General features: G+C 59.1%; 22 protein-coding genes. 10 read left to right on the top strand and 12 right to left on the bottom strand.

The features are described from left to right. Positions 1–6 precede the first annotated feature (6 nt). Positions 7–1,662, bottom strand: a complete 1,656-nt coding sequence (locus MXM41_RS18200) for a ShlB/FhaC/HecB family hemolysin secretion/activation protein (protein ID WP_325933644.1) — start codon at positions 1,660–1,662, stop codon at positions 7–9. 304 nt (positions 1,663–1,966) lie between these two features. Here MXM41_RS18200 and MXM41_RS18195 point away from each other — a divergent pair, with 304 nt between their 5' ends. After that, on the top strand, positions 1,967–3,136 hold the full coding sequence (locus MXM41_RS18195) for a DNA repair protein (protein WP_325933502.1): 1,170 nt from the start codon (positions 1,967–1,969) through the stop codon (positions 3,134–3,136). On the opposite strand, the gene MXM41_RS18190 is transcribed toward MXM41_RS18195, so the two are convergent. Then, complete coding sequence (locus MXM41_RS18190; protein ID WP_325933501.1) at positions 3,137–3,901, bottom strand: siderophore-interacting protein; 765 nt, start codon at positions 3,899–3,901, stop codon at positions 3,137–3,139. It lies immediately after the preceding gene. A 237-nt stretch (positions 3,902–4,138) separates the two neighbouring features. Here MXM41_RS18190 and MXM41_RS18185 point away from each other — a divergent pair, with 237 nt between their 5' ends. Then, a complete protein-coding gene (locus MXM41_RS18185) occupies positions 4,139–4,684 on the top strand; it encodes a PadR family transcriptional regulator (protein WP_325933500.1) in 546 nt (181 codons plus the stop codon). Here the strand turns inward: MXM41_RS18185 and MXM41_RS18180 are convergent. Further along, complete coding sequence (locus MXM41_RS18180; protein ID WP_325933499.1) at positions 4,681–6,240, bottom strand: methyl-accepting chemotaxis protein; 1,560 nt, start codon at positions 6,238–6,240, stop codon at positions 4,681–4,683. The two genes, MXM41_RS18185 and MXM41_RS18180, sit on opposite strands and share 4 nt — an antisense overlap. Positions 6,241–6,576: 336 nt before the next feature. After that, entirely contained in the window at positions 6,577–8,097 is a 1,521-nt protein-coding gene (locus tag MXM41_RS18175; RefSeq protein WP_325933497.1) for a methyl-accepting chemotaxis protein, read from the bottom strand. Positions 8,098–8,527: 430 nt separating this feature from the next. On the opposite strand from MXM41_RS18175, the gene ygjG reads away from it, so the two are divergent. Further along, complete coding sequence (ygjG, locus tag MXM41_RS18170) at positions 8,528–9,907, top strand: putrescine aminotransferase (protein WP_325933496.1); 1,380 nt, start codon at positions 8,528–8,530, stop codon at positions 9,905–9,907. Positions 9,908–9,997: 90 nt separating this feature from the next. Here the strand turns inward: ygjG and MXM41_RS18165 are convergent, their stop codons facing one another. Then, a complete protein-coding gene (locus MXM41_RS18165) occupies positions 9,998–10,600 on the bottom strand; it encodes an XRE family transcriptional regulator (RefSeq protein WP_325933495.1) in 603 nt (200 codons plus the stop codon). A 42-nt stretch (positions 10,601–10,642) separates the two neighbouring features. Here MXM41_RS18165 and MXM41_RS18160 point away from each other — a divergent pair, with 42 nt between their 5' ends. Continuing rightward, complete coding sequence (locus tag MXM41_RS18160) at positions 10,643–11,332, top strand: B3/4 domain-containing protein (protein WP_325933494.1); 690 nt, start codon at positions 10,643–10,645, stop codon at positions 11,330–11,332. 106 nt (positions 11,333–11,438) lie between these two features. On the opposite strand, the gene lsrG is transcribed toward MXM41_RS18160, so the two are convergent. The 6 genes from lsrG to lsrA are packed head-to-tail and all read right to left on the bottom strand — an operon-like array spanning position 11,439 to position 17,124. Next, on the bottom strand, positions 11,439–11,732 hold the full coding sequence (gene lsrG, locus MXM41_RS18155) for a (4S)-4-hydroxy-5-phosphonooxypentane-2,3-dione isomerase (RefSeq protein WP_325933493.1): 294 nt from the start codon (positions 11,730–11,732) through the stop codon (positions 11,439–11,441). Beyond that, positions 11,729–12,616, bottom strand: a complete 888-nt coding sequence (gene lsrF / locus MXM41_RS18150; RefSeq protein WP_325933492.1) for a 3-hydroxy-5-phosphonooxypentane-2,4-dione thiolase — start codon at positions 12,614–12,616, stop codon at positions 11,729–11,731. Before lsrF ends, lsrG begins: the two co-directional genes overlap by 4 nt. An 11-nt stretch (positions 12,617–12,627) precedes the next feature. Then, positions 12,628–13,629, bottom strand: a complete 1,002-nt coding sequence (gene lsrB / locus MXM41_RS18145) for an autoinducer 2 ABC transporter substrate-binding protein LsrB (protein ID WP_325933490.1) — start codon at positions 13,627–13,629, stop codon at positions 12,628–12,630. A gap of 1 nt (position 13,630) precedes the next feature. Further along, on the bottom strand, positions 13,631–14,608 hold the full coding sequence (gene lsrD, locus MXM41_RS18140) for an autoinducer 2 ABC transporter permease LsrD (protein ID WP_325933489.1): 978 nt from the start codon (positions 14,606–14,608) through the stop codon (positions 13,631–13,633). Next, positions 14,609–15,640 (bottom strand): autoinducer 2 ABC transporter permease LsrC, encoded by a 1,032-nt coding sequence (lsrC, locus tag MXM41_RS18135; RefSeq protein WP_325933487.1) that lies wholly within the window; start codon positions 15,638–15,640, stop codon positions 14,609–14,611. Beyond that, a complete protein-coding gene (gene lsrA, locus MXM41_RS18130) occupies positions 15,637–17,124 on the bottom strand; it encodes an autoinducer 2 ABC transporter ATP-binding protein LsrA (protein ID WP_325933485.1) in 1,488 nt (495 codons plus the stop codon). Before lsrA ends, lsrC begins: the two co-directional genes overlap by 4 nt. Positions 17,125–17,338: 214 nt before the next feature. Here lsrA and lsrR point away from each other — a divergent pair, with 214 nt between their 5' ends. From lsrR to MXM41_RS18115, 3 genes are all read left to right on the top strand, one after another. Next, entirely contained in the window at positions 17,339–18,310 is a 972-nt protein-coding gene (gene lsrR / locus MXM41_RS18125) for a transcriptional regulator LsrR (protein ID WP_325933483.1), read from the top strand. Between the two features lie 39 nt (positions 18,311–18,349). Then, on the top strand, positions 18,350–19,981 hold the full coding sequence (gene lsrK / locus MXM41_RS18120) for an autoinducer-2 kinase (protein WP_325933481.1): 1,632 nt from the start codon (positions 18,350–18,352) through the stop codon (positions 19,979–19,981). A gap of 194 nt (positions 19,982–20,175) precedes the next feature. Further along, positions 20,176–22,197: an NADPH-dependent 2,4-dienoyl-CoA reductase gene (locus MXM41_RS18115; protein WP_325933479.1), complete on the top strand. Its 2,022-nt coding sequence runs from the start codon at positions 20,176–20,178 to the stop codon at positions 22,195–22,197. A gap of 121 nt (positions 22,198–22,318) precedes the next feature. Here the strand turns inward: MXM41_RS18115 and rlmG are convergent, their stop codons facing one another. Further along, on the bottom strand, positions 22,319–23,455 hold the full coding sequence (gene rlmG, locus MXM41_RS18110; RefSeq protein ID WP_325933478.1) for a 23S rRNA (guanine(1835)-N(2))-methyltransferase RlmG: 1,137 nt from the start codon (positions 23,453–23,455) through the stop codon (positions 22,319–22,321). An 85-nt stretch (positions 23,456–23,540) separates the two neighbouring features. Here rlmG and MXM41_RS18105 point away from each other — a divergent pair, with 85 nt between their 5' ends. The 3 genes from MXM41_RS18105 to MXM41_RS18095 all read left to right on the top strand — a co-directional run bounded on the left by MXM41_RS18105 (position 23,541) and on the right by MXM41_RS18095 (position 26,353). Continuing rightward, positions 23,541–24,044 (top strand): M48 family metallopeptidase, encoded by a 504-nt coding sequence (locus tag MXM41_RS18105; protein WP_325933477.1) that lies wholly within the window; start codon positions 23,541–23,543, stop codon positions 24,042–24,044. 69 nt (positions 24,045–24,113) lie between these two features. Beyond that, positions 24,114–25,112 carry a Gfo/Idh/MocA family oxidoreductase gene (locus tag MXM41_RS18100; protein ID WP_325933476.1) on the top strand — a complete coding sequence of 333 codons (999 nt, stop codon included), beginning with the start codon at positions 24,114–24,116 and terminating at the stop codon, positions 25,110–25,112. A 272-nt stretch (positions 25,113–25,384) separates the two neighbouring features. Further along, the gene (locus tag MXM41_RS18095; protein WP_325933475.1) at positions 25,385–26,353 is read left to right on the top strand and encodes a TerC family protein; all 969 of its coding nucleotides are present in this window, start codon (positions 25,385–25,387) and stop codon (positions 26,351–26,353) included. The last annotated feature ends 221 nt before the right edge of the window (positions 26,354–26,574 follow it).

The following is a 26,574-nucleotide window of genomic DNA, read 5'->3' as shown; positions in this document are numbered from 1 at the left end:
TGTCCCTTAAAACGCCACCGACACGCGGTAATAGATATTCAGATTATCCGGCGCCAGCCAGTCCGGGTACTCCAGCGGCGTCCCGACGGTGAACTGGCTGGAGAAGAAGCGGTTAACGCTGGTCAGCCCGGCCGCCGCCCCCCACAGCGTGCCGGAGGCGTAACGGTCGAAACCGTCTTTTTTCAGCCAGCCGCCGTCCAGTGCCGCCAGGGCGCCGATCTGCCCGAGCCACGGCAGGGTGAAGAGCGAGGCGTTGATTTCGTTACGCCAGTAGCCGCCGTTATCGCCGGAGAGATACTGCTCTTTGAAGCCACGCACCGAGGTTTCGCCCCCCAGAGTTAAGCGTTCGCTGCCGTACAGCCGGTCGGGCGACCACTGAAAATAGACGCTGGAGAGCCACCACAACCTGTCGGTCAGCGGTTGCTGATAGCTACCGTTGACGCTCCACTTGCGAAACTCCGCTTTCGGTACATCGCCGTGCTTGTCGTTGTCATCCTCGGCCCCCAGCCACGGCACGCCCTGGGTGAAGGTCGGGTTGAACGTCGCCACGCCGCTTGCGATTTTTTGCGTGTGGTTAATGCCCAGCGAAAAGCTGGAGAGCTTGCGGCTGCTGGTGGCAAGCAGAACGTCGTCGAGGTAGTTATGGTTGATACGGTGGGTCAGGCCTACTGCGGCGCTGGTCTTGATATCGCCGTTGCGGAACAGCACCCAGGAGCCGTTCAGCCGGTGCGTTTCGGTGTCGCCTGTCGAACGCCAGCGATAGCCATTGTTATCAATGGTGCTGAGATAGTTGCTCCAGCTGTAGCTGTAATCGAGCAGGCCATAGCCATAGGGCACGCTGACCCCGGCGGCAAAATTCTGCGCATCCTTGCTGCTGGAAAAATCACTGCTGCGCCCGCCGCTGATAAACCATTTATCCGCAATCCCCAGCAGGTTGTTGCCGATGATAGCGCCGCTGAGCTGGCCGGTGCCGGTGCTCTTTTGCCCGCTGTTATCAAAGCTGAGCGAGCCGGTAAGCGGGAATTCGGGGGCAGCGGTCAGGTTAACGATCGAGTATCCCTGGCGGTCTCCGGGCAGGATCTCAATTTCAACCGGCGTCTGGCGAACCCGGTTCAGCTGCTCCATCCCCTGTTCGATATCACGCAGGTTAAGGATTTTGCCCAGGCTTCCGGGAAAAACCATCTTCAGCGTGCGCTCAGGCACACCCTCCAGCCGAATTTGCTGGAGCTTGCCTTCCAGCACCGCGATATGCAACGTGCCGTGGGTCAAATCCTGCTCGGTAAGAAAGGCGCGACTGGTGATATAACCCCGGCTGATATACCAGTCGGAGACCGCGTGCGTCAGTTCGTTGAGAGCCGCCATATCGAGGCACTGGTTGCGCCAGGGCGCGGTCAGGCGGTTCCTGGCGATCTGCGGTATGACGGTCGCGCCGTCGAGCACAATCCGGGAGATAACAAAACAGGGGCCATCAGAGGCAGGAAGCGGGGCAGAGGAAGACGTGCGGGGTAATACCGTGCTGCGTTCCAGCTCATCGCGCTGACGTTGGTTCTGATCCAGCAGAAGCTGTTGCTGCTGCTGAACGGCGCTACGGTCAGCTGGCGAGAGGAGCGCTGCGTGAGCATTACCGATCGGCCATAAAATAATGCCGGTGCAAAGCCCGATAAAACGGGTTATCCCTACCTTCACAACATCCTCCCTGCTTTTGTCCGCTTTCGGACCGTCGTACAAAAAAGGGGCTAATTATGTCAAAAAGTAACCGCTGTAAATATGCGTAAACAGTCGTGAGACTATTTTTCAGACTTTTCCGCTGTTTTCACTATTCCTCACTCCGAGGTCGTTAACACTGCGGGATCATAATTAACGCATTCCCCCGTCGCGCCATTCATCAGACATGTGTATTATTCCCTGTTGTTTTCCTGACAACTATCCTTAACTCAAATACTTAAGCGCAAAAGCGAAAAGCATCATGAGCACACCGATCAAACGGCTGGAAATCATTAAAAATGCTATCGAACTGGAAGATGACGACATCATCGAGAGTCAGCTGGCACGGTTAAAAAGCGAAGCCTTTGACGATGAGCTTCGGGCGATCGTCGTGGCGCTTGAGCAGAAAAACTATACCGGTGCGTTAACGGCTATCGCCAGCTGGTTACAGAGCCAGCGCGCCGTTGCCCCGTGGCACGATCCGCAGCTTGCCGCCAGCAAGCTGGAGCTGAAAGCGCTGGAGGAGCGCCTGCGCGATCTCATCGATCGCCGCAACGCCCGCGTCCAGCAGCTGGATGAATTTAACGATCTCTACCTCACCCGCCTCGGCCCGTTGATGAGCCAGATCCTCGCCCTGCGCAAAACCCTGGCGGAGCTCAATCTGCGCCGCCAGCAGGCGGAAGCACGCCGTCGGGAAGCGGACTATCGCCGCTGCCAGCAGTATGTTGCCCAGGCGGTGGAGGTGCTGACCACCCTCACCCAACACTGGCGCGATCTGCCCGCCGACTCGGTGCAGGCCGCCGCCGCCCGCAAGCATCTGCAGCAGCAAAGCAATCTCATCGCCAACCTGCTGGCCGAGGCTCAGGAGCTGGAAAGCGGGTTAACCCGGGAAGAGGAGCCCGCCCGTCAGGCGCGGGATGAAGCCAACGACGAATATGAAAAATACCGCGAGCAGCAGCACGAGGCGGAAATCCGCCTGCGCAAGGGCAAGGCGCTGTCCGAAGAGGATCAGAACGAGTTAAAACGGCTCTGGCGCCAGGCGAGCAAGCTCTGTCACCCGGATCTGGTGGCGGACGATCTGAAGGAAGAGGCGAATGCCATGATGGTACAGCTGAACCAGGCGAAGCAGCGTGGCGACGTGAAAGCGATCCGCTCGCTGGTGGCCCGTCTGCATCAGGGGCTGGAGCCGATGATGGCCAGCGACAGACTCAACGATCTGACGCGCATTCGCAAAAAGATGGCCCAGGTGCGCGAGCAAATCGACACGTTGTTGAGCGAGCTGGCGGAGCTGGAAAAAGAGGAGTCCTGGCTACTGGTCTCCTCGCTGAGCAATATGGAAGCGTACTTTGCCCGGCAGGAGAAAGCCCTGCACGAGGTACGCGCCTCGCTGGAACATCAGGTCAGCGAAGCGCAGCTCGACGACGTGGCCTGACTATTTGGCGTGCCAGTAAGCGCTGGCACGCACCAGCTTCTGATCGATGGCGTCGGTTTCAAACAGGCGACTCAGGTTTTTTACCACCTTCCCTTCCCCGGTCAGCCAGATGAAGTAATCCTCCGCCGGCACGCTGAGCACCGCCAGACGATCCGCCACCGCCTGCTCGTTATGCCCCACCACCCAGTGAATGTTGAATTCGCTTAAGTGCGCCAGATAGTCCTTGCAGGCGGCGTCATTCACGCTGACCACGGCATGCACCTCCGGGTGCACCGACAACGCGCGCAGCGCCTCCAGACGACGACGCAGCGCGGGCATACCGGACTCATCGCAGACGTACAGCTGCCAGGCGTAATCTTCCGGCACCACCAGCGAACCGCGCGGGCCGCCGATGGAGAGGGTATCCCCCGGCTTTGCTTCTACCGCCCACTGGCTTGCCACCCCACCGTCGTGGATAAAAAAATCGAGCGCCAGTTCGTGGCGGGCCGCATCATACAGCGGGGTGTAATCTCGCGCCTGCGGGCGCACGCCCTCACCCCAGTCAACGCCCTCGTCCGTTACCACCGGCGGCACAAAGGTCGTCCCTTTTTCCGGGAAAAATACCTTGGAATGGTCGTCAAAGCCGCGGGAGCTGAAGCCGTCCAGCGCCTCGCCGCCTAATACAATGCGCTGAAAACCGGCACTGACGCGCTCAACGCGGAGCACGTTCAGCTCGCGAAAACGCAGGTCGTTGCGGACACGTTGGGGATAGCGGGGTGTGGTCATAGTTTGCCTTCGTGATGTGAAATCGATATATCGAAAATAAAAGTTAAATGATAATGATTGCTAACAAAGCCGATTGCAAGATTTTTTTTGATATAGTCAGCGATCGCGAATACAAATTTAACCGGGAAAATTAAACCTTATAAATATCAGTAAATTATATAAAAAAATCATCATGATGTTGCTTGTTTTAAATTTTTAGATATAAATTAGATATATCAAAAAATACGGAGAAAGACGATGCGACATTCACACGGCGACGACAGTCGCGGACATCACCACCGCGGACGGGGCGGCGAACACCATCACGGCGGCGGTCGCCGTCAGCGTTTTTTTGGTCACGGCGAATTACGTCTGGTGATCCTGGATATCCTGACCCGCAACGCCAGCCACGGTTACGAGCTGATTAAGGCGATCGAGACCCTGACCCAGGGCAACTACACACCCAGCCCGGGCGTCATCTACCCGACGCTCGATTTTCTGCAGGATCAGCAGTTCATCACCCTCACCGAGGAGGAGAACGGGCGTAAAAAGATTGAGATTACCCTTGCCGGTCAGCAGTGGCTGGATGAAAACATTGACCACCTGGAGCACATCCAGGAGCGCGTGAAAGCGCGCTGCGTGAGCTTTCAGCTACGCAAAAATCCGCAGATGAAGCGGGCGCTGGATAACTTCAAAGCGGTGCTGGATCTGAAGGTAAACCAGGCAGAGACCAGCGACGCGCAGATCAAACAGATTATCGGCGTGATCGACCGCGCGGCGCTGGAGATATCCCAGATGGATTAAGCGGTGGCTTCTGCGCGAACGCGGAACACTTTCACCAGATCTTTCAGATTCATCGCCTGGTCGTTAAGGGATGACGCCGCCGCAACAGACTCTTCCACCAGGGCGGAGTTCTGTTGGGTGGTGGCGTCAATCAGGCCGATCGCGCTGTTAATCTGCGAGATACCTTCCGTCTGCTCATGGCTGGCCTGGCGAATTTCACGCAGGATCACGTCCATCTCCTGAACGTTACCCACCATGCCATTAATCAGCCCGCTGGCTTTTTCCACCAGCGCCATCCCGTCCTGCGTCTGGCTGGTTGAGCTTTCAATAAGCTGACGAATTTCGCTGGCAGAGGTGGCGCTTTTCTGCGCCAGCTGCCGCACCTCACCGGCTACCACCGCGAAGCCGCGCCCATGTTCACCGGCGCGCGCCGCCTCTACCGCCGCGTTCAGGGCCAGGATATTGGTCTGGAACGCAATGGAGTCGATCAGGTTGATGATGTCGGACATCCGGTTGGAGGTGTCATTAATCAGGCGCATTTTGCTGGTGACCTGCTGCATCATCTCGCCGTTATTTTTCACCACCCGGGCCGCATCGGCAGAGAGGTTCGTCGCCTCGCCGGTATGCGATGCGGTGTTTTTCACCGTCGCGGTGATCTGCTCCATTGACGCCGCCGTTTGTTCAACAGAGCTGGCCTGCTCTTCGGTACGCGCAGCCAGATCCTGGTTGCCCGCCACAATTTGCGCCGCGGCGCTGGAGATACTCTCCGAGCCGGTCTGCACCTGCTGCACAATCTCCAGCAGACGCTCCTTCATCTCCATCAGCGCAGCGAGCAGCTGGCCGGTTTCGTCTTTCCCGTGTGATGCAATGTTGCCGGTGAGATCGCCCTCGGCAATGGACTGGGCAAACGCCACCGCCTCGCCCAGCGGGCGGGTAATGGAGCGCACAATAAACCACCCTATCAGGCTGCCCACCACCACGCTGAACAGCGTAATCAGGATCAGCACCAGGCGGTTGCTTTTGAAATCGCCCTCCACCTCCTCACCTGCGTGCTGCATCCCGGTGTTCTGGATCGCAATCAGCTCCTGCACCTTCGCCTTATAGGCCTGTTGCAGACTGAGGGTGTTGGTCATCATCTCCTGAATCGCCCCCGCGCGATCGTTGCTCTGCACCGCCTGCAGGATACGGTAGCGGGAATCAAGATACTGCTGGCGTACCTCGCGGATATCACTCAGCACCTGCTGGGATTTTTTATCCTGCAGGGCCTTGCTCAGGTCGTCCAGGATCAGGGTAATCTGCTCGCTGAGCGCTTTCAGATGCTGCTCTGATTGCGCAGTGTACGTGCCCCGATCGTCAAGCAGCATCAACTGTTGGGTGCTAATAAATTCCTGGAAATTTTCGATTAACTGGTTGGCTTTTACGGTCGTGGGATAATTGCTGGTGATAATGGATTGCATCCCGTTATTTGCCCGGTTAAGGCTCAGCAGAGATAAACTCGCACTTATTGCCATCAGGACAATAAAGAATCCAAACGCCAGAAATAATTTCGTGCCGATTTTTACGTCATGTAAGAACATATTTACTCCATCGATGTGATTATTTCTCAGACGATCAGCGTTATCGGTAACTCTATCGCTAACTTTATGAGTTTGATCGCTTTTTTATTTCATAATCCCAACAATAGATAGGCGTAGACTATTAATTTTCCTTTATCGATCGTTACGTAACCACCGGAACAGCGATTTTTGCTACAGCACCGGGGAAAACAGACTCAGGCAGGGAGAATTAACGGAGGCGTTTTTTTTAGTTATTTAATATTTAATTAACAACAACCGATAAAAATAATGACAATTCACAAATAATAAAGCCGTTTACACCGTAAGGCGTAAACGGCTTTTTAGAACATAACTGGCTTAATGCAGGACGGTGACCGCATCCTCCAGACGTTTTGCGCGGTGTTTCACCATCGCCGACACCTGGGCGCTGGTTTCAACCAGCGCGGCGTTTTTCTGGGTAATTGCATCCAGTTCAGCCACCGCGCGGGTCAGCTCCGACAGCCCTGACGCCTGCTCAGAAGTGGACTGGCTGATCTCGGCGATTAGCCGGGTAACGTTCTGCACTTTCTCAACAATATCGTCCATCGTCCGTCCGGCGGCATGCACCTGCTCCGAGCCCGACAGCACCTTGCTGGCGCTGGCGTCGATCAGTTTACGAATATCGTTGGCGGCGTTGGCGCTGCGGCTGGCCAGATGGCGAACTTCCCCCGCCACTACCGCAAAGCCTTTGCCCTGCTCACCCGCCCTTGCCGCTTCCACCGCCGCGTTCAGGGCCAGGATATTGGTCTGGAAGGCGATGTCATTGATCAGCTTGGTGATAGAGCCGATACGCTGGGTGCTGTCGGCAATCTCGTCCATGGTTTTGACCACGGTTTGCATCGCGTGTCCGCCTTCGGTGGCGGCGTCGCTGGCGGCAATAGAGAGCTTATCGGCATCCACGGCGGTGCGGGTATTGCTTTGCACGGTCATCGCCAGCTGGTTCATGGTCTCCACGGTCTGCTTCACGTTCGAGACGGTCTGGTGCGTGCGGTCGTTGAGGTCGTCGTTGCCCCTCGCCAGCTCATCGCTGCCGTCACGCACGTTGACGACCTGGCTTGAGACGTCATTGATCAGCCAGCGGCACATCAGGCCGAGCTGGCCAACGGCCCGCAGGGTCAGCCCCAGCTCATCGCTGCGGTTAAGGTGCTCCACGCTGTTACGCTCGCCCGTCGCCACCTTCAGCGCCTGACGCGCCACGTTTTCAACCGGGCGCACAATCTGCTGCTCAAACAGCAGGGTTCCCAGCAGCATCACCAGCGCGCTCGCCACCGGCGCCGCCCAGCCTGCGCCCGTGGCGAGAAGGGTGGCCGCCAGCACGGCAAATAACGCGGCCATCACGCCGCGCACCCGCCAGCGCAGCGGCATCGCAGGGAGTTTGCCGCTCCAGCCCCGGGCAACCACCAGTCCTTTATGCAGGCGCTTTTTGCTGCGCCCTTCGTTCAGGGCTTGATAGAGCGGCTCCACGGCGGCAATCTCTTCCGGCGTGGCCTTCACGCGGATGGACATGTACCCGGTGGTCTGGCCGTTGCGCACCATCGGCACCGCATTGGCGCGCACCCAGTAGTGATCGCCATTTTTACGGCGGTTTTTCACGATACCGCTCCAGGGTTCACCCTGTTGCAGGGTGTACCACATGTCGGCAAAGGCCGCTTTTGGCATGTCCGGATGGCGAACGAGGTTGTGCGGCTGCCCCACCAGTTCCGCCAGCGTATACCCGCTTACCTGAACAAAAGTGTCGTTGGCCTGAGTAATGTAGCTGTGCAGATCGGTGGTGGACATGAGAGTGGTGTCATCTTGCAGTGGGTATCCACACTGAGTGACAAACGGTTGAGGCGACATAGGCATCCCTTGCAGGTTACTTGAATGTTATATTTGTGGCGTAAATATTTTACGGCGGTAACGAACATATCTTTAGTTGTTAAACATGCCTGAGATCGCAAAACGTAACTAAACCGCATTTTTTGTGTGTTTTTTAATTTATTGATATCTAATGGTTTCGCTCAGAAACTACCCCTGAAGGATAATCCCTTTCTACTCCCGACATACGTTAAACCCGCCCTAAAACAGGGCAAATGCACTGCCAATGGGCATCTCTGCGTCTGAAAACGCCAGACCCCGACGACCATTCTGCGGTTTTGCATGATTAAATATTGTGTAACATTATTTTAACCTGGCGTTTATCCCGATTTTTGTTAAGTCCACGGATGTGGCGTAAAGCCTGCAATACTTAATCCAGTATCATGTGATACGCCATACCCGGGAGCACATTTTGAACAGGTTACCTTCCAGCGCGTCGGCCCTGGCCTGTACCGCGCACGCATTGAATCTCATTGAGAAGCGAACGCTTGATCATGAGGAGATGAAACAACTTAACCGCGAGGTGATTGACTACTTCAAAGAGCATGTAAATCCCGGGTTTTTGGAATACAGAAAATCTGTGACTGCAGGCGGGGATTACGGAGCCGTAGAGTGGCAAGCAGGAAGTCTGAATACGCTTGTCGACACCCAGGGACAGGAGTTTATAGATTGCCTGGGTGGATTTGGTATTTTCAACGTGGGGCACCGTAATCCAGTAGTGGTTTCCGCCGTACAAAATCAGCTCGCAAAACAACCCCTTCATAGCCAGGAACTGCTGGATCCCCTGCGGGCGATGCTGGCAAAAACGCTGGCGGCACTGACGCCGGGGAAACTGAAATACAGCTTCTTCTGTAATAGCGGCACCGAATCGGTCGAAGCGGCGCTCAAACTCGCCAAAGCGTACCAGTCGCCGCGCGGGAAGTTCACCTTTATCGCCACCAGCGGTGCCTTCCACGGCAAGTCCCTCGGGGCGCTCTCTGCCACGGCGAAAGCCACCTTCCGTAAGCCTTTTATGCCGCTGCTGCCGGGCTTCCGCCATGTGCCGTTCGGCGATATCAACGCCATGCGCACCATGCTCAGCGAATGCCGTAAAACCGGCGATGACGTGGCGGCGGTGATCCTCGAGCCTATTCAGGGCGAAGGTGGGGTGATCCTGCCTCCGCAGGGCTATCTGCCGGCGGTGCGCAAGCTGTGCGATGAGTTTGGCGCGCTGCTGATCCTGGATGAAGTACAGACCGGCATGGGGCGTACCGGCAAGATGTTCGCCTGCGAGCACGAGAACGTGCAGCCGGACATTCTGTGCCTGGCCAAAGCGCTGGGTGGCGGCGTGATGCCGATTGGCGCCACGGTTGCCACCGAAGAGGTGTTCTCGGTGTTGTTCGACAATCCTTTCCTGCACACCACCACCTTTGGCGGCAACCCGCTGGCCTGTGCGGCCGCGCTGGCGACCATCAACGTGCTGCTGGAGGAGAACCTACCCGCCCAGGCGGAGCAGAAAGGCGATACGCTGCTGGACGGCTTCCGTCAGCTGGGGCGTGAATACCCGGATCTGGTGCAGGAGGCACGCGGCAAAGGGATGCTGATGGCGATTGAGTTTGTCGACAACGAAACCGGCTACCGCTTCGCCAGTGAGATGTTCCGCCAGCGGGTGCTGGTTGCAGGCACGCTGAACAACTCAAAAACCATTCGCATCGAGCCGCCGCTGACGCTGACCATTGAGCAGTGTGAGCTGGTGCTGAAAGCGGCCCGCAAAGCGCTGGCAGCACTGCAGGTGAGCGTCACCGAAGCATAAAAAACGCCGGGCGGCGCTGCGCTTGCCCGGCCTGCAAATTTCTGCACAGTTGCAGGCCCGGTCAGGCGCAGCCGCCACCGGGCGTTTTTTTTACCGATGAAATTCCGCCACCGTCATGGTGAACCTCACCACGCTCTCCCCTTCATTTGCGTAGCTGTGCGCCGCATCGGTTCTGGCAACGGCTGATGCGCCGGTTCCAATCTGGTTGAGGCTCTCCTCCACCTTCAGCGTTAGTACCCCCGCCTCCACGTGAAGCAGTTCACACGTATCTGCCGGATGGCCTGGCGAGCTAAAACGTTCTCCCGGATACATCTCCCAGCGCCACAGCTCAATCATATCCGGACCGGCGGTTCCCGCCAGTAGCCGGGCGCTGCCGCCTTTTTCACCCTGCCAGAGCACCGGGATCGCCGCTTCTTCGATAATATGCACCTGCGGCTCGCTGGCGACATTGACGATGTCCGCTACCGAAATACCCAGCGCTGCCGCCAGCTTGCAGAGGATCGCGATGCTGGGATTGGCCGCCCCTTTTTCGATCTCCACCAGCATCCCCTTGCTGACGCTGGCCCGGCGCGACAGCTCATCCAAAGAGAGCTTTTTCTCTTTCCGCCAGGTGCGAATACGGTTAGCGACCGCCAGGCTTACCCGGGCGACATCGGCGCCCTGTGTAGTCATTATATTGACTTTATCAGTCATTGGTCATTACCATGGTATAAAACAGTCAATACAGGATTATTTATGTCTCTCGTCACGCCGTCAATAGACCCGCGTCTTGCCGGGATCGCACCGGGATTCCGCGCCCTGAGCATCGTGGTTGACGCTGCGCCGATTACCGCGCCGGAGGTTGCGCCCGCAGCGTTAGCGCAGGCATGCCTGCAGGTCTTAAATGATGACGTTCCCTGGGCAGAAGCCCATCTCGCCGCCTGGGATGAGGTGTTTAAAGCCTTTGGCGCCAGGCCGAAGCGCACCCCCTGCTCCGCCAGCGCCCTGCGCAAGCGGGTGCTAAAAGACGGTACGCTGCCGCCCCTCGATCCGGTGGAGGATATCTACAATGCCATCAGCATCCGCTACGCCATTCCGGTGGGTGGGGAAAATCTGGCCGCCTATACCGGCACACCGCGCCTGACGCTGGCCGACGGCAGCGAACCTTTTGATACCTTTAAAGAGGGATTGCCAGTGGTGGAGCATCCCGATGCGGGAGAGGTGGTGTGGCGCGATGACGTGGGTGTCACCTGCCGACGCTGGAACTGGCGACAGGGCGTTCGCACCCGACTGGATAGTGAGGCGCAAACCATGTGGTTTATTCTCGAAAGCCTGCCCGCCATGCCATTAACGGCGCTGGAAGCGGCGGGGGGTGAGCTGGTCAGCCACCTGCAAAAGCTGATGCCGGGGGCCACGGCGCAGGTTCAGCTGCTGGAGCTGGCCTGAAAAACGCCGGGCGGCGCTGCGCTTGCCCGGCCTGCAAGGGCCACGACGGCACGGATTTTGTAGGCCCGGTAAGCACAGCGCCACCGGGCAAAAGACCGCACAACCGCTACTCCGGCATCAACCCGACAAAGCAGCGCTTTTTCCGCGGCTCCGACATCAGATCCTCAAGCTTCTCCACGCACGCCAGGTAGTGCGGCGTTTGCTTATGCGCCTGCACCGCCTCGTCATCCTTATAGGCTTCGTAGATAAAGAACCGGGTTTTCACCCGCGGATCCTGCAACACGTCGAATCGCAGGTTGCCCGGCTCCTGGATCGCCCCTTCGTGGTTGGCGCGGAACACCTGCAAAAACTCGTCCACCCGGTCCGGCTTGATGTTGATCTCCACTAACGTCACGTTCATTGCGCTTCTCCCTGTTTTTCCTCCTGCCAGAACTGATACGCCTCGCGGGCGCTCATCTTCTCGTGTACCACCTTCTTCACCGCCTTCAGCATCGCCAGCGGCGCGCTGGACTGAAAAATATTGCGCCCCATATCAACGCCCGAGGCGCCCTGGTCGATGGCGCGGAAGCACATCTCCAGCGCCTCGTGCTCCGGCAGCTTTTTACCCCCGGCGATAACAATCGGCACCGGGCAGCTGGCGGTCACTTTTTCAAATCCTTCGTCGACGTAATAGGTTTTGACGAACTGGGCGCCCATCTCGGCGGCGATGCGGCTGGCGAGCGAGAAGTAACGCGCGTCACGGGCCATCTCCTTGCCTACCCCGGTCACCGCCAGGGTCGGCATACCGTAGCGATTGCCTGCATCCACCAGCTTAATGATGTTGTTGATCGACTGGTGCTCATACTCACTGCCGATATAGACCTGCGCCGCCACCGCGCAGACGTTGAGGCGCAGGGCGTCCTCCATCGCCACCGCCACGCACTCGTTGGAGAGCTCGCCCAGCATCGAGTTGCCCCCGGAGGCGCGCAGCACCACCGGCTTGTTGGTGGCGGGCGGCACCTGGCTCCTGAGAATGCCGCGGGTACACATCAGCACGTCGGTTTCACCGAACAGCGGCGCGATGGAGAGATCGATGCGCTCCAGCCCGGTGGTAGGCCCCTGGAAATAGCCGTGATCGAAGGCCAGCATCACCGTGCGGTTGCTGTTGGGGTTGAAGATGCGCGCCAGGCGGGACTGCATCCCCCAGTCCAGCGCCCCGCACCCTTTCAGGGTAAAGGGCACGTTCTGCTGCGGTCGGTCGGTGCCAAAGTTCTTACCCTCTTTGATGTCGTCTAAATCAGCCATGTTCTCTCCCGTCAGAAGTCGTAGTTGTTGATGTTCTCTTTGGTGAACACCACCCGCTCCGGCAGCAGCACAATGCCGTTGCCTTTCGCTTCATACTGATAGCCCTGCACGCTGTTCGGCTCGACCTTCAGGGCGCCGATATCTTTGATCTCCACGCTGTCGCCCACGTTAAGATCGCCTTTTTTCAACAAACGATCGGCGACATTGACCGCAATTTTGCCCTGTTGCACCACGTCCCACAGGCCAAAGGCTTTCACCGTGCCGCGCTCCACGTAGGGACGCATCACGTTTGGCGTGCTGAAGCCGACAATCGCCACCCCTTCCCGCTTCAGGTTTTCCGCCGCCTGGGCTGCCGCCGGCAGGGCGTTGGCATCCGGGGCGATGATCGCATCCAGATCCGGGTACGCTTTTAAGATCCCTTCGGCGGTCTGCAGAGATTTGGTGGCGTCGTTATAGCCAAACTGAGTGGTGACGATCTGCCACTGGGGATGATCTTTGGCGATTTTGGCCTTCGCCTCTTTCACCCACTGGTTCTGGTCGGTGACGGTGGGGCTGGAGTAGAAGAAGGCCACTTTGGCATCCGGTTTTGTCACCTGCTTAGAGGCCATATCCACCAGCAGGCCGCCGAGCTGCTCCGGGGTGCCCTGGTTGATGTAGATACTGCGGCACTCCGGTTTGGTGTCGGAGTCCCAGGTCAGGACTTTCACCCCGCGCTGCATGGCGCGCTTCAGCGCCGGACAGAGGCCATCAGGGGAGACCGCCGAGACGATAATGGCGTTATAGCCCTGGTTGACGAAGTTGTTGATCAGCTGCACCTGTCCGGAGACGCTCGGCTCGGTGGGGCCATCGTAGGTGACATCTGTCCCCAGCGCTTTACCCGCCTCTTTCGCCCCGTTGCCGCCGCTGGTAAAGAAGCCGACGCCCACCAGTTTTGGAATAAACGCGATGCGATCCGCCGCCTGCGCCGTCGCCACGCTTAACGCCACGGCCAGCACCATCAGTTTTATTTTCATCTTACGCTCCGGGTAGTTTTGTGAAGAGAGATCGCACCCACTCACGGTGCAGACTCAGTGAACGTCCCATCACCACCACAACCAACAGCGCCCCTGACAGCGCGCTCGACACCTGGTTGGGGATGCCGACCATCTGTAACCCCTGTTGCAGGTACCCCACCAGCAACGCCGCCAGCGCAGTACCCAGAACCGAACCTGAACCGCCATAGATATTCGCTCCGCCCAGCACCGCAGCGGTGAGCGCGGGCATCAGCAGGTCGCGTCCTAAATCGGAGCGCGCCGAGCCGAAGTAGGAGACCATTACCAGCGCGGCAATCGCCGACGCGACCCCCACCAGGCCATACAACGCGTAAGGCATGCCGTTGACCGACAGCGCCGCATAGCGCGCCGCACGCGGATTCTGCCCAATCAGAAACAGATGCCGGCCAAAGCGCCCGCGATGGGTGATAAGCCAGAAGAAGAAGGTGATAACCGCGAACAGCACCAGCGGGATCGGCAGGCCCAGCACGGTGAGGTTGGCAAACGCCGTGAAGCTCTCCGGAAAGCCGCCAATGCCTTCGTAGCCGGTGGCCCCGGCCATGCCCGAGAGCAGCAGCGCCCCGCCGCCGTACAGGTACAGCGTGCCGAGGGTGATAACCAATGGGCTGATGCCCGTGTAGTGGATAAGCAGGGCGTTAAACAGCCCACACAGCAGCCCCAGCAGCAGGGTCAGCGGGATCGCCGCCGCCATCGGCACGCCCGACTGCATCATTACCCCCAGCGCGATGGCGCACAGGCCGATAGTTGAGCCGAGCGAAATGTCGATCCCGCCGCTGATAATGACCAGCGTCAGCGGCAGCGCCACAATGCCGATGCAGATAAAATCGCTGGTGCTGAACAGCAGCATGTTGATGTCGAGCATTCGCGGGTTGAGGATGCCAAACAGCAGGATCTCCAGCACCAGTAACAGCAGCAGCGCCCACTCCCAGTTAAGCTTCATTTACGCCACCTCTTTTTTGCGTTTGGGAAACGGGGTGACGTGCTTCCCCCCTTTATTACCCGGCTGGAAACGGCTGTACTTCAGTGCCCGCTGATGCCGCGCCAGGGCCTGACGCAGCCGCCCGTCGAGCACCAGCACCCCCAGCAGCACCAGTCCGGCGATAAAGTCGTTCCACCAGGCCGGAAGGCGGAACAGCACCAGCACGGTGTCGATCTGGGTCAGGAAGAAGGCCCCCAGCAGCGCGCCGATTAAGGTGCCGGCGCCGCCCAGCAGCGAGATGCCTCCCAGCACGCAGGCGGCGATGGCTTTCATCTCCAGCCCGCTGCCGGTCTGGTTCGGCACGAAGCCGATCTGCGCGGCAAAGACGATCCCGGCGCAGGCCGCCAGTACGCCGTTAAGGGTAAAAGCCGCCATCCGGGTGCGGTTGACGGCCACACCCAGCTGGCGGGCGGCGGCAAGGTTATCCCCGACGGCGTAAAAATCACGGCCAAAAGCGGTGCGCGACAGCGTCCAGGCGCCAATGGCGGCGAAGGCCAGCACCACTATCCCCAGCGGCGATATCCCGAGTGCCACCGGCTCCGACAGCGCTTTCAGGCTCACCGGCAGGCCTTCGATCCACTTCCCGTCGGTCCAGAGCAGCATCGCCCCACGATAAAGTCCCAGCGTGCCGAGGGTGGCGACAATCGCCGGGATGCGCAGCCCCACCACCAGCAGACCGTTGAAAGCCCCCGCCAGCGCCCCGATGGCCAGCGCAAACAGGATCGCCACCGGCAGGCCGTAACCGTTGTTCAGCGCCACGCCCACGGCGATGGCGCACAGCCCGACAATCGAGCCAACCGAGACGTCAATATTGCGGGTCAGCATCACCAGCCCGGCCCCGAGGGCCAGCAGGATCAGAATTTGCGAGCTGGCAAAGATCATCCCCAGGGTTTGCAGGCTGAGATAAGCCGGGTTAAGCGCCACCAGCACCACAAACAGGGCGAGGATCGCCAGCAGCGCGCTGAGCTCGCGGTTTTTAAGCAGTGTTTTCATGCCTGTCCTCCGAAGGCCAGGGCCATCATGCGATCGAGGCTGACGGCGTGGCGCGACAGTTCCCCGCTGAGTACTCCCTGATGCATCACCAGCACCCGATCCGCCAGACCGGGAAACTCATCCATGTCGCTGGAGATCATCAGCACCGCCACGTTTTGCGCCGCCACGCTTTTAATCAGCTGGTAGATATCAGCGCGGGCCGAGACGTCCACCCCGCGGGTCGGTTCATCGACGATCAGCAGCAGCGGATTAGCCTCCAGACAGCGCGCCAGCAGCACCTTCTGCTGATTGCCCCCCGACAGGGTGCGCAGGGTCTGATCGGCATTATTGAGTTTGATCCCCAGCGCCCGGTGATAGCGCTCCACCACCGCCGCTTCGCGCTGGCGCTGCTGCCAGAGAGAGGGTTCGTTAAGGGCGACGGTGTTCCAGCGTACCGGCGCATCGAGGAACAGGCCGGAGACCTGCCGATCCTCCGGCAGATAGACCAGCCCCTTCTTCAGCCGGACGCTGACCGGATCGTCGTCGATCTGTTGGTTCTCCAGCCAGATCCGCCCCCCGCGCGACGGGCGCAACCCGTACAGGGTTTCGGCAAACTCGGTGCGTCCGGATCCGACTAACCCGGCCAGACCGACGATCTCTCCGGCATAGATCTCCAGACTGAGATCGATAAAGCCCTCCCCGGTAAGCGTCTCCACCCGCAGCACCGGGAAGTCCTGCGCCTGGGTGCGGCGGTTGCCCGGCAGCGCCAGCCACAGCTTTTGCGTGTCGCTCAACCGTTGGTCGCGGCTGACCGGGGTCATGGCGGCAATTAGCGCGTTATCATCAAACTGAGCAGTTTCACCGCTCAGTACCACCGCCCCGTCGCGCATCACCGAGACGTGGCTGGCGAGCTGGCGAATTTCCGGCAGCTTGTGGGAGATAAAGACAATCCCGACGCCCGTCCCCTGGAGCGCGCGGATCTGGCGGAACAGGCGTTCCGTCTCCCCCGGCGTCAGTGAGGCGGTGGGTTCATCGAGGATCAGGATCTTCGCCTCGCGCATCAGCCCGCGCAGGATCTCCACCATCTGCTGATCCGCCACCTCGAGGGTGCTGGCGGCGGCATCTAAATTGAGCTGGCACTGGAGCTGCTCCAGCTTTTCGTCCAGACGCCGGGCGGTGGCCTGCCCGCGCGGCAGGCGGAAGAGAATGTTTTCGCGCACGCTGAGGTTAGGGAACAGCATCGGCTCCTGCGGCACCAGGTAGATCCCCAACTGGTGCGCCTGGCCAGGTTTAAGGCGAGCAAAAGGACGGCCCTCAATAGAAAGTTCACCGCTATCTGGTGTCTCAACGCCGGCGACAATCTTCATCAGCGTGGATTTCCCGGCGCCGTTGCCGCCCATCAGGGCATGCACCTGACCCGCAAGCAGAGTGAAATCAATATTTTTCAATACTGGAACGCCGGAGAACTGCTTCTGGATCCCGCGCGCCTCGATAAGTGCTGTCATTATCGCTCCGCTATTGAACAAATGATTTTTGAAATTAATAATGTTCAGAAGCGTAGACGGTGAACTATATTTACAACCGTGCAGGGATCACAGTTTTATGGATATGATCCCGACAAAGCTGAAACATTCCGGAATATCCGTTTTGCCGTGTGGCTCACAGATTCAGCCTGCGGCGAAGCGAACATATGATCTAAATTTTGATAAGAGTTCAAATATGGCTGAGAAACGCGTTGCCGAAGAGGGACGATTTGCCGGACTGGCGCTGTCGGATGAAGAACTGGTGGCGCGCGTGGCCTGGTGCTACTACCACGACGGACTGACGCAGAACGATATTGGTGAGCGGCTGGGTTTACCGCGGCTCAAGATTTCGCGTCTGCTGGAGAAAGGCCGACAGTCCGGGGTGATCCGCGTGCAGATCAACTCCCGCTACGAAGGGTGTCTGGCGCTGGAAACCGAGCTTCAGCAGCGTTTCGGCCTGAAGCTGGCGCGGGTGTTGCCTGCGCTGAATACCCCGGCGATGAGCGTGCGCTTAGGTATTGGCGCCGCGCAGTCGTTGATGGGCGTGCTGGAACCCGGCCAGCTGCTGGCGGTGGGGTTTGGTGAAACCACCATGAGCTGTATTCAGCACTTAAGCGGCTTTATCAGCTCGCAGCGGGTGCGGCTGGTGACCCTTTCCGGCGGCGTCGGGCCCTATATGACCGGCATTGGCCAGCTGGATGCCGCATGCAGCGTCAGCATGATCCCCGCCCCGCTGCGGGTCTCATCTGCTGAAGTGGCCGGGATCCTGAAACGGGAAACCAGCGTGCGGGATGTGATCCTCGCCGCCACCGCCGCCGATGCGGCGGTAGTCGGGATCGGCGCCGTTAACCAGCGTCGGGATGCCACCATTTTGCGCTCCGGCTATATCAGCGAAGGGGAACAGCTGATGTTTGCCCGCAAAGGCGCGGTAGGCGACATCCTGGGCTATTTCCTCAATGCCGGGGGTGAACGGGTACCCGACCTGGAGATCCACCGTGAATTACTGGGCGTTACGCTCGATGAACTGGCACAGTTGCCTACCATCGTGGGCGTCGCCGGAGGCGAAGAGAAAGCCGATGCGATTTATGCCGCACTGAAGGGTCGCCGTATCAATGGCCTGGTGACGGAAGAGACGACAGCCCGCGCGGTGCTGGCTCTGGCAACCTAAGAGCCTGTTTTCGCCCTGCGCTTACGATGAGGCAAGCTCATGAGTTACCTTTTAGCGTTAGATGCAGGGACAGGCAGCGTTCGCGCCGTGATTTTCGATTTGCAGGGCAACCAGATAGCCGTCGGCCAGGCCGAGTGGAAGCACCTGAGCGTGGAGAATGTTCCCGGCTCGATGGAGTTCGATCTCGACACCAACTGGCGGCTGGCCTGCCAGTGTATCCATCAGGCGCTGGAGCGGGCGCACCTTGGCGCAGCGGATATCCAGTCCGTCGCCTGCTGCTCAATGCGCGAGGGGATTGTCCTTTACGATCGCAACGGCGAGGCGATCTGGGCCTGCGCCAACGTCGATGCCCGCGCCAGCCGCGAAGTGGCTGAACTCAAAGAGATCCACGACTACCGTTTTGAATCCGAAGTCTATGACGTCTCCGGCCAGACTCTGGCCCTGAGCGCCATGCCGCGCCTGCTGTGGCTGGCGCACCATCGCCCGGACATCTATCGCAAAGCCGCCACCATCACCATGATCAGCGACTGGCTGGCGGCGAAGCTCTCCGGCGAGCTGGCCGTTGACCCGTCCAATGCGGGCACCACCGGCATGTTAGATCTCTTTTCCCGCGACTGGCGGCCCGCGCTGCTGGATATGGCCGGGCTGCGCGCCGATATTCTCTCCCCGGTCAAAGAGACCGGCACCCTGCTGGGGGCTATCACCCGGGAAGCCGCCCAGCAGTCGGGGCTGCGGGAAGGTACCCCGGTGGTGATGGGCGGCGGCGACGTGCAGCTGGGCTGTCTGGGGCTGGGGGTGGTGCGCGCCGGGCAAACCGCAGTGCTGGGCGGCACCTTCTGGCAGCAGGTGGTCAACCTGCCGCAGGTGCGTACCGATCCGCAAATGAACATCCGCGTGAACCCGCACGTGATCCCGGGGATGGCCCAGGCGGAGTCGATCAGCTTCTTTACCGGGCTGACCATGCGCTGGTTCCGCGACGCCTTCTGCGCTGAAGAGAAGCTGATTGCCGAACGGATGGGGATGGATACCTACGCTCTGATGGAGGAGATGGCCAGCCGGGTGCCGGCGGGCTCCCACGGGGTGATGCCGATCTTCTCCGACGCCATGCACTTTAAGCAGTGGTATCACGCTGCGCCGTCGTTTATTAACCTCTCCATCGATCCGGAAAAATGTAATAAGGCCACCCTGTTCCGCGCTCTGGAGGAGAATGCGGCGATTGTTTCCGCCTGTAATCTGGCGCAGATTTCGCAATTCTCCGGCGTGGTCTTTGAGAGCCTGGTGTTTGCCGGCGGCGGCGCCAAAGGGGCGCTGTGGAGCCAGATTTTAAGCGACGTCACCGGCCTGCCGGTGCGGGTGCCGGAGGTGAAAGAGGCGACCGCGCTGGGGTGTGCCATCGCCGCCGGAGCCGGGGCCGGATTGTATGCGGATATGGCCGCCACGGGGGAGAGACTGGTGAAATGGAGCCGGGAGTTCACCCCGAACCCGGCGCACCGGGAACTGTACGACGGCATGATGCAGAAGTGGCAGGCGGTGTATGCCGATCAGCTCGGGCTGGTGGACAGCGGCCTGACCACGTCGATGTGGCAGGCGCCGGGATTAGTGCGTTCCCCCTCACCCCGGCCCTCTCCCCAAAGGGGCGAGGGAGAAATGCCGACCGAGCCCACTCTGTAAGACGGCACCCGATTGTTCCTTCTCCTCTGTAAGACCGCACCCTAACCCTCTCCCCTGTGGGGAGAGGGTTAGGGTGAGGGGTAATCTTTGAATCCCATCACAATCACCGCATTACCCTTTTCCCTTTTACTCCACGCTGGCTAAATTACTAACTCATCCGACCACATAACAATAATTTTACACTGGAAGAGACTATGAGCCGCTACCCGTCGCTGTTCGCCCCGCTCGATCTGGGGTTCACCACCCTTAAAAACCGCGTGTTAATGGGCTCAATGCATACCGGACTGGAGGAGCGCCCGGACGGCGCAGAACGGCTGGCCGCGTTTTATGCCGAGCGCGCCCGTCACGGGGTGGCGCTGATCGTTACTGGCGGCGTGGCGCCTGCCCCTTCCGGTGTCGGGATGGAGGGCGGCGCGGTGCTGAACGATGCCGGTCAGTTGCCCCATCACCGGATCGTCACCGACGCCGTCCACCAGGCGGGCGGCAAAATCGCCCTGCAAATTTTGCATACCGGGCGTTACAGCTATCAGCCCAATCCGGTGGCCCCCTCGGCGATCCAGGCGCCAATCAACCGCTTTAAGCCGCATGCTCTGACCCACGACGAGATCCTGACCCTGATTGACGACTTTGCCCGCTGCGCAGCGCTGGCGCGGGAAGCCGGCTATGACGGCGTGGAGGTGATGGGCTCGGAAGGTTATCTGATTAACGAATTTCTCGCCGCCCGCACCAACCAGCGCGAGGACGAATGGGGCGGCGACTATGCCCGCCGAATGCGCTTTGCCGTCGAGGTGGTGCGCGCCGTGCGTGCGCGTGCCGGGAGCGACTTTATTATCATCTTCCGCCTGTCGATGCTCGACCTGGTGGAGGGGGGCGGTACCTTCGACGAAACCGTTCGGCTGGCGCAGGCCATTGAAGCGGCAGGGGCGACCCTCATCAACACCGGGATTGGCTGGCACGAGGCGCGCATCCCGACCATTGCTACCCCGGTGCCGCGCGCGGCATTCAGCTGGGTGACCCGCAGGCTGAAAGGCAAGGTCTCGATCCCGCTGGTGACGACTAACCGCATTAACGATCCTCAGGTGGCGGACGATGTGCTGGCTAACGGCGATGCCGACATGGTGTCGATGGCGCGTCCTTTCCTCGCCGATGCCGAGCTGCTGTCGAAAGCGCAGAGCGGGCGGGCGGATGAGATCAACACCTGTATCGGCTGCAACCAGGCCTGCCTGGATCAGATCTTCGTCGGCAAAGTGACCTCCTGCCTGGTGAACCCCCGCGCCTGCCATGAAACCCGCATGCCCATCGTTCCGGCCGTGAATAAAAAGCGGCTGGCGGTGGTGGGCGCAGGCCCGGCGGGGCTGGCGTTTGCAGTGAATGCCGCCTCGCGCGGGCACAGCGTGACGCTGTTTGATGCCGCCGCTGAGATTGGCGGTCAGTTTAATATCGCCAAACAGATCCCCGGCAAAGAGGAGTTCTATGAGACGCTGCGTTACTACCGCCGGATGATCGACCTCACCGGCGTGGTTCTGCGTCTCAACCAGTGGGTGACCGCGGACGATCTGAGCGACTTTGACGAAACGATCCTTGCCAGCGGGATCGCCCCGCGCACGCCTGCGATCGAGGGTATCGATCATCCGAAGGTACTGAGCTATCTCGACGTGCTGCGCGATAAAGCCCCGGTGGGAGAGCGGGTGGCGATTATCGGCTGCGGCGGGATTGGCTTTGATACCGCCATGTACCTGAGCCAGTCGGGTGAGGCCAGCAGTCAGAATATCGCGGAGTTCTGCGCGGAATGGGGTATCGACACCAGCCTGAACCAGGTGGGCGGCCTGCGTCCGGAAGGGCCACAGCTGCCAAAAAGCCCGCGCCAGATCGTGATGCTGCAGCGCAAGGCCAGCAAACCGGGCGAAGGGCTGGGTAAAACCACCGGCTGGATCCACCGCGCCACCCTCCTCGCCCGCGGCGTAAAAATGATCCCGGCGGTGAGTTACCAGAAGATCGACGACGAAGGGCTGCATGTGCTGATCGGCGGTGAACCGCAGCTGCTGCAGGTAGATCATGTGATTTTATGCGCCGGACAGGAGCCAAAGCGCGATCTGGCGGAACCGCTGCGCGAGGCGGGTAAAAGGGTGCATCTGATTGGCGGGTGCGACGTGGCGATGGAGCTGGATGCCCGGCGGGCGATTGCCCAGGGGACGAAGCTGGCACTGGAGATCTAACGGCATTGCCGGGCGGCGAGGTAAAAGCAAAACGGCAACCCGGTTGCCGTTTTTGGTGTTTGCACCCTCTTCGCGTGGGAGAGGGCCGGTGTGAGGGCATCAGGCCGCACCGGTTTGAATCTTAACGACGGCGTCCCAGCTTCACCGCTTTCAGCACCACGAATTTGCTGTTGGTGGCAATGGTGGTGCAGTTGCCGAAGATCTTCTTCAGCTTGTGGAAGTAGTCCAGGTGGCGGTTGGCCACGATATACAGCTCGCCGTTGATTTTCAGGCAGCGGCGCGCATGGTGAAACATCTCCCAGGCGACGTTATCCGTCAGGGCATGCTTCTGGTGGAACGGCGGGTTGCAGAACACCGCGTTAAAGCGGAACGGCTCCACGCCCGACAGCGCGTTGTTGATCATAAATTCGCAGCGATCCAGCGCTTCCGGCATGTTGGTTTCTACGTTGAGACGGCTGGAGGCCACCGCCATCGGCGATTCATCGCTAAAGACCACGCTGGCTTCCGGGTTCTTTGCCAGCAGCGTCAGACCGATCACCCCGTTACCACAGCCGAGATCGACGATCTCCCCTTCCAGGTTTTCCGGCAGATGTTCGATAAAGAAGCGTGCGCCGATATCCAGCCCGGTACGGGAGAAGACGTTGGCGTGGTTATGGATAGTCCAGTCGGTGCCTTCCAGCTTCCAGCTCAGGGTCTCAGGCGCATCCGCCAGCGCCGGCGCGCTGAAGGTACAGTTAATAAGGCGCGCCTTTTTCCAGGCCAGCGTGGTGGTGGTTGGCCCCAGCACTTTCTCGAACAGCTCCAGCGTGGAGGTGTGAATATCACGCGCTTTGGCCCCGGCGATAATGCGCGTCTCTGGCGTCACCACCTTGCGCAGCGCACGCAGCTGCTGCTCCAGCAGCGCCATCGTTTTTGGCACTTTGATCAATACCACGCCCGGCGCCTGCGGATATTCCGCAGTGCTGTCGAGGAATTTCACGCTGCCTTCGTCGAGTTCGTTGTGACGCAGGTTTTCGCGCGTCGCCAGTTCGCTCAGGTATGAATCGCCGATGCTGTAAGGCGCGTGTTCGGCCAGCGCGCAAGCCAGGGCGCCGAAAGCATCATTCAGGATCAGAACCGGGCCGCTGATTTCGGTGTCATCCAACTGCTGCAGCAGATATTCATCCGCCGCTTCCCACGCCTGAAGCGGGTTAACGTCGTCCGTTTCCGGGAAACGTTTTAAGTCGAGTGAACGGAAACCGTTGTCTAAGTGGCTCATCGGCCCTCCTGAATGGTAAAATTTCGGCGTTATCCCTGAAAAGGGTGCGTGAGTATACCCGTTTTCACACTGATGTGGGCTTTTGATGAACCAACTTACTTATCTCCAGGGCTACCCCGAGCATCTGCTTTCCCAGGTCCGCACCTTAATTGCCGAGCAAAAACTGGGCGCCTTCCTGGAAAAACGCTATTCGGGCACCCATGATGTCGCCACCGATAAAGCCCTCTGGCAGTATACGCAGGATCTCAAAAGCCGTTACCTGAAGAGCGCCCCGCCGATCAATAAAGTGATGTACGACAATAAGATCCACGTGCTGAAGAATGCCCTGGGTCTGCATACCGCCATCTCCCGGGTGCAGGGCGGCAAGCTCAAGGCCAAAGCGGAGATCCGCGTGGCGACCGTGTTTCGCAACGCACCGGAAGCCTTCCTGCGTATGATTGTGGTGCACGAGCTGGCGCACCTGAAAGAGAAAGAGCACGACAAAGCATTCTACTCCCTCTGCTGTCATATGGAGCCGCAGTACCACCAGCTGGAGTTTGATACCAGGCTGTGGCTGACGCATTTATCGTTAAAGAGTAATGCGGATTAGCGCACGCGATTTGTCATGATGACGTGCTACAGTGGCATCAGGTTCCCTTAACGGAGTTCGTAAACGTTTATGATACGTTTCGCAGTCATTGGGACGAACTGGATCACTCGCCAGTTCGTCGATGCCGCTCATGAAACCGGCAAATATAAACTTACCGCAGTCTACTCCCGCAGCCTTGAACAGGCCCAGGCGTTTGCCAACGACTATCCTGTCGAGCATCTGTTTACCTCGCTGGAAGAGATGGCGCAAAGCGATGCCATTGACGCGGTCTATATCGCCAGCCCTAACTCGCTGCACTTCCCGCAAACGAAGCTGTTTCTCAGCCATCAAAAACACGTGATCTGCGAGAAGCCGCTGGCCTCCAATATTGACGAGGTTGAAGCGGCCATTGCGCTTGCGCGGGAAAACCAGGTAGTGCTGTTTGAAGCCTTTAAAACCGCCAGCCTGCCGAATTTTCTGCTGTTACAGCAGTCGCTGTCGAAAGTGGGTCGCATCCGTAAAGCCTTTATCAACTATTGCCAGTATTCGTCGCGCTACCAGCGCTATCTGGACGGTGAGAACCCGAACACCTTTAATCCACAGTTCTCTAACGGCTCGATTATGGATATCGGCTTCTACTGCCTGGCTTCGGCCGTAGCGCTGTGGGGAGAGCCGCACCGGGTTCAGGCTACCGCCAGCCTGCTGGAAAGCGGCGTGGATGCCCACGGCCTGGTGGTGCTGGATTACGGCGATTTCAGCGTGACGCTTCAGCACTCCAAAGTGAGTGACTCGGTGCTGCCAAGCGAGATCCAGGGTGAAAACGGCGCGCTGGTGATCGAGAAAATTTCCGAGTGCCAGAAACTGAGCTTCGTGCCGCGCGGCGGCAAGGCCCAGGAGCTGACGCAGCCTCAGCATATCAACACTATGCTGTATGAGGCAGAGGTGTTCGCGCGTCTGGTCGAAACCCAGGAAGTTAACCATCCGGGCCTTGCAGTGAGCCGTACCACGGCGAAGCTGCAGACCGAAATCCGTCGCCAGACGGGAGTGGTATTCCCGGCGGACGGCCTGAATGCAGAAGTTACCGCGTAAAGCTGTGTAATGAATTAGCGCAGGTCATTGACGAAACCAATGGCCTGACATATTTTGTTACCTGCAAAGGGGAGTAACTTCCTGGTCGGTGGATCGTCATTACGATGCGTGTTATCCCGCATCCGGTCGCCGGGCAACGAAAAAGGAATACGATGAGCGTATTCCTTTCTTGTTGTAAGTGAGACCTTGCCGGAAGGCGAGGTCTATGCACAAAAAACGCAACGGCTATCGTCTTCTGACGTTAGCCGTTTTTTTTGTGGAAGGAAAATTGTATGAATACTGTCGGTACTCCGCTGTTGTGGGGTGGATTCGCCATCGTCGTGGTCATTATGCTGGCGATCGATCTCTTTTTGCAGGGTCGACGCGGCGCTCATGGCATGACCATGAAGCAGGCAGCTGCCTGGTCGCTGGTGTGGGTCACGCTCTCCCTGCTCTTCTGTGCCGCCTTCTGGTGGTATCTCTCCGTCACGCAAGGCCGCGCGGTGGCCGATCCGCAGGCGCTGGCCTTCCTCACGGGCTATCTGATTGAAAAAGCCCTGGCCGTCGATAACGTCTTTGTCTGGCTGATGCTGTTCAGCTATTTTGCGGTGCCTGCAGCGCTGCAGCGTCGGGTGCTGGTGTATGGCGTGCTGGGCGCGATCGTGCTGCGTACCATCATGATCTTCGCCGGTAGCTGGCTGATTACCCAGTTCGAATGGCTGCTGTATGTCTTTGGCGCCTTCCTGCTCTTTACCGGCGTGAAAATGGCGCTGGCGAAGGAAGATGAAACCGGTATTGGCGAGAAGCCGCTGGTGCGCTGGCTGCGTGGCCATCTGCGCATGACCGACACCATTGAAAACGAGCATTTCTTCGTGCGTAAGAACGGCCTGCTGTTCGCCACACCGCTGCTGCTGGTGCTGATAATGGTTGAGCTGAGCGACGTGATTTTCGCGGTGGACAGTATTCCGGCGATATTCGCGGTCACCACCGATCCCTTCATTGTTCTGACCTCAAACCTGTTTGCGATCCTCGGCCTGCGTGCCATGTACTTCCTGCTGGCGGGCGTGGCGGAGCGCTTCTCAATGCTGAAGTACGGCCTGTCGGTGATCCTGGTGTTTATCGGTATCAAGATGATGATTGTCGATTTCTACCACATCCCGATCGCCATCTCGCTGGGCGTGGTGTTTGGCATTCTGGTCCTGACGTTGATTATCAATGCCTGGGTGAACCACCAGAACGATAAAAAGCAGCAGATCGGGTAATAATCGCCCGGCGGCGCTACGCTTGCCGGGCCTACGATTTGTAGGCCGGGTAAGCAAAGCGCCGCCGGGCAATACCCTTCGCAGAGGAGTTTAAGCGAGCCACTCAGCAAAAATGTAAACGCGCAGTTAAAAAATATGACGCAGTACGTAAATTCCAGCATTTTACTCTTCCCTGTCTTCGCGCATTCAATATACTCATCCTGACAAACACACACCTCTCA

This window comes from Leclercia adecarboxylata, assembly GCF_035787115.1.
Lineage (GTDB): Bacteria > Pseudomonadota > Gammaproteobacteria > Enterobacterales > Enterobacteriaceae > Enterobacter > Enterobacter adecarboxylatus_E.
The sequence above is the reverse complement of the archived record's forward strand: the minus strand, read 5'-3'. Positions and strand labels throughout refer to the sequence as shown.

Excerpts from the sequence above, each read along its gene's own strand:
- MXM41_RS18195 (WP_325933502.1), top strand. The coding sequence starts at position 1,967 with ATGAGCACACCGATCAAACGGCTGGAAATCATTAAAAATGCTATCGAA.
- MXM41_RS18190 (WP_325933501.1), bottom strand. The coding sequence starts at position 3,901 with ATGACCACACCCCGCTATCCCCAACGTGTCCGCAACGACCTGCGTTTT.
- MXM41_RS18185 (WP_325933500.1), top strand. The coding sequence starts at position 4,139 with ATGCGACATTCACACGGCGACGACAGTCGCGGACATCACCACCGCGGA.
- MXM41_RS18180 (WP_325933499.1), bottom strand. The coding sequence starts at position 6,240 with ATGTTCTTACATGACGTAAAAATCGGCACGAAATTATTTCTGGCGTTT.
- MXM41_RS18175 (WP_325933497.1), bottom strand. The coding sequence starts at position 8,097 with ATGTCGCCTCAACCGTTTGTCACTCAGTGTGGATACCCACTGCAAGAT.
- MXM41_RS18165 (WP_325933495.1), bottom strand. The coding sequence starts at position 10,600 with ATGACTGATAAAGTCAATATAATGACTACACAGGGCGCCGATGTCGCC.
- MXM41_RS18160 (WP_325933494.1), top strand. The coding sequence starts at position 10,643 with ATGTCTCTCGTCACGCCGTCAATAGACCCGCGTCTTGCCGGGATCGCA.
- lsrG (WP_325933493.1), bottom strand. The coding sequence starts at position 11,732 with ATGAACGTGACGTTAGTGGAGATCAACATCAAGCCGGACCGGGTGGAC.
- lsrF (WP_325933492.1), bottom strand. The coding sequence starts at position 12,616 with ATGGCTGATTTAGACGACATCAAAGAGGGTAAGAACTTTGGCACCGAC.
- lsrB (WP_325933490.1), bottom strand. The coding sequence starts at position 13,629 with ATGAAAATAAAACTGATGGTGCTGGCCGTGGCGTTAAGCGTGGCGACG.
- lsrD (WP_325933489.1), bottom strand. The coding sequence starts at position 14,608 with ATGAAGCTTAACTGGGAGTGGGCGCTGCTGCTGTTACTGGTGCTGGAG.
- lsrC (WP_325933487.1), bottom strand. The coding sequence starts at position 15,640 with ATGAAAACACTGCTTAAAAACCGCGAGCTCAGCGCGCTGCTGGCGATC.
- lsrA (WP_325933485.1), bottom strand. The coding sequence starts at position 17,124 with ATGACAGCACTTATCGAGGCGCGCGGGATCCAGAAGCAGTTCTCCGGC.
- lsrR (WP_325933483.1), top strand. The coding sequence starts at position 17,339 with ATGGCTGAGAAACGCGTTGCCGAAGAGGGACGATTTGCCGGACTGGCG.
- lsrK (WP_325933481.1), top strand. The coding sequence starts at position 18,350 with ATGAGTTACCTTTTAGCGTTAGATGCAGGGACAGGCAGCGTTCGCGCC.
- MXM41_RS18115 (WP_325933479.1), top strand. The coding sequence starts at position 20,176 with ATGAGCCGCTACCCGTCGCTGTTCGCCCCGCTCGATCTGGGGTTCACC.
- rlmG (WP_325933478.1), bottom strand. The coding sequence starts at position 23,455 with ATGAGCCACTTAGACAACGGTTTCCGTTCACTCGACTTAAAACGTTTC.
- MXM41_RS18105 (WP_325933477.1), top strand. The coding sequence starts at position 23,541 with ATGAACCAACTTACTTATCTCCAGGGCTACCCCGAGCATCTGCTTTCC.
- MXM41_RS18100 (WP_325933476.1), top strand. The coding sequence starts at position 24,114 with ATGATACGTTTCGCAGTCATTGGGACGAACTGGATCACTCGCCAGTTC.
- MXM41_RS18095 (WP_325933475.1), top strand. The coding sequence starts at position 25,385 with ATGAATACTGTCGGTACTCCGCTGTTGTGGGGTGGATTCGCCATCGTC.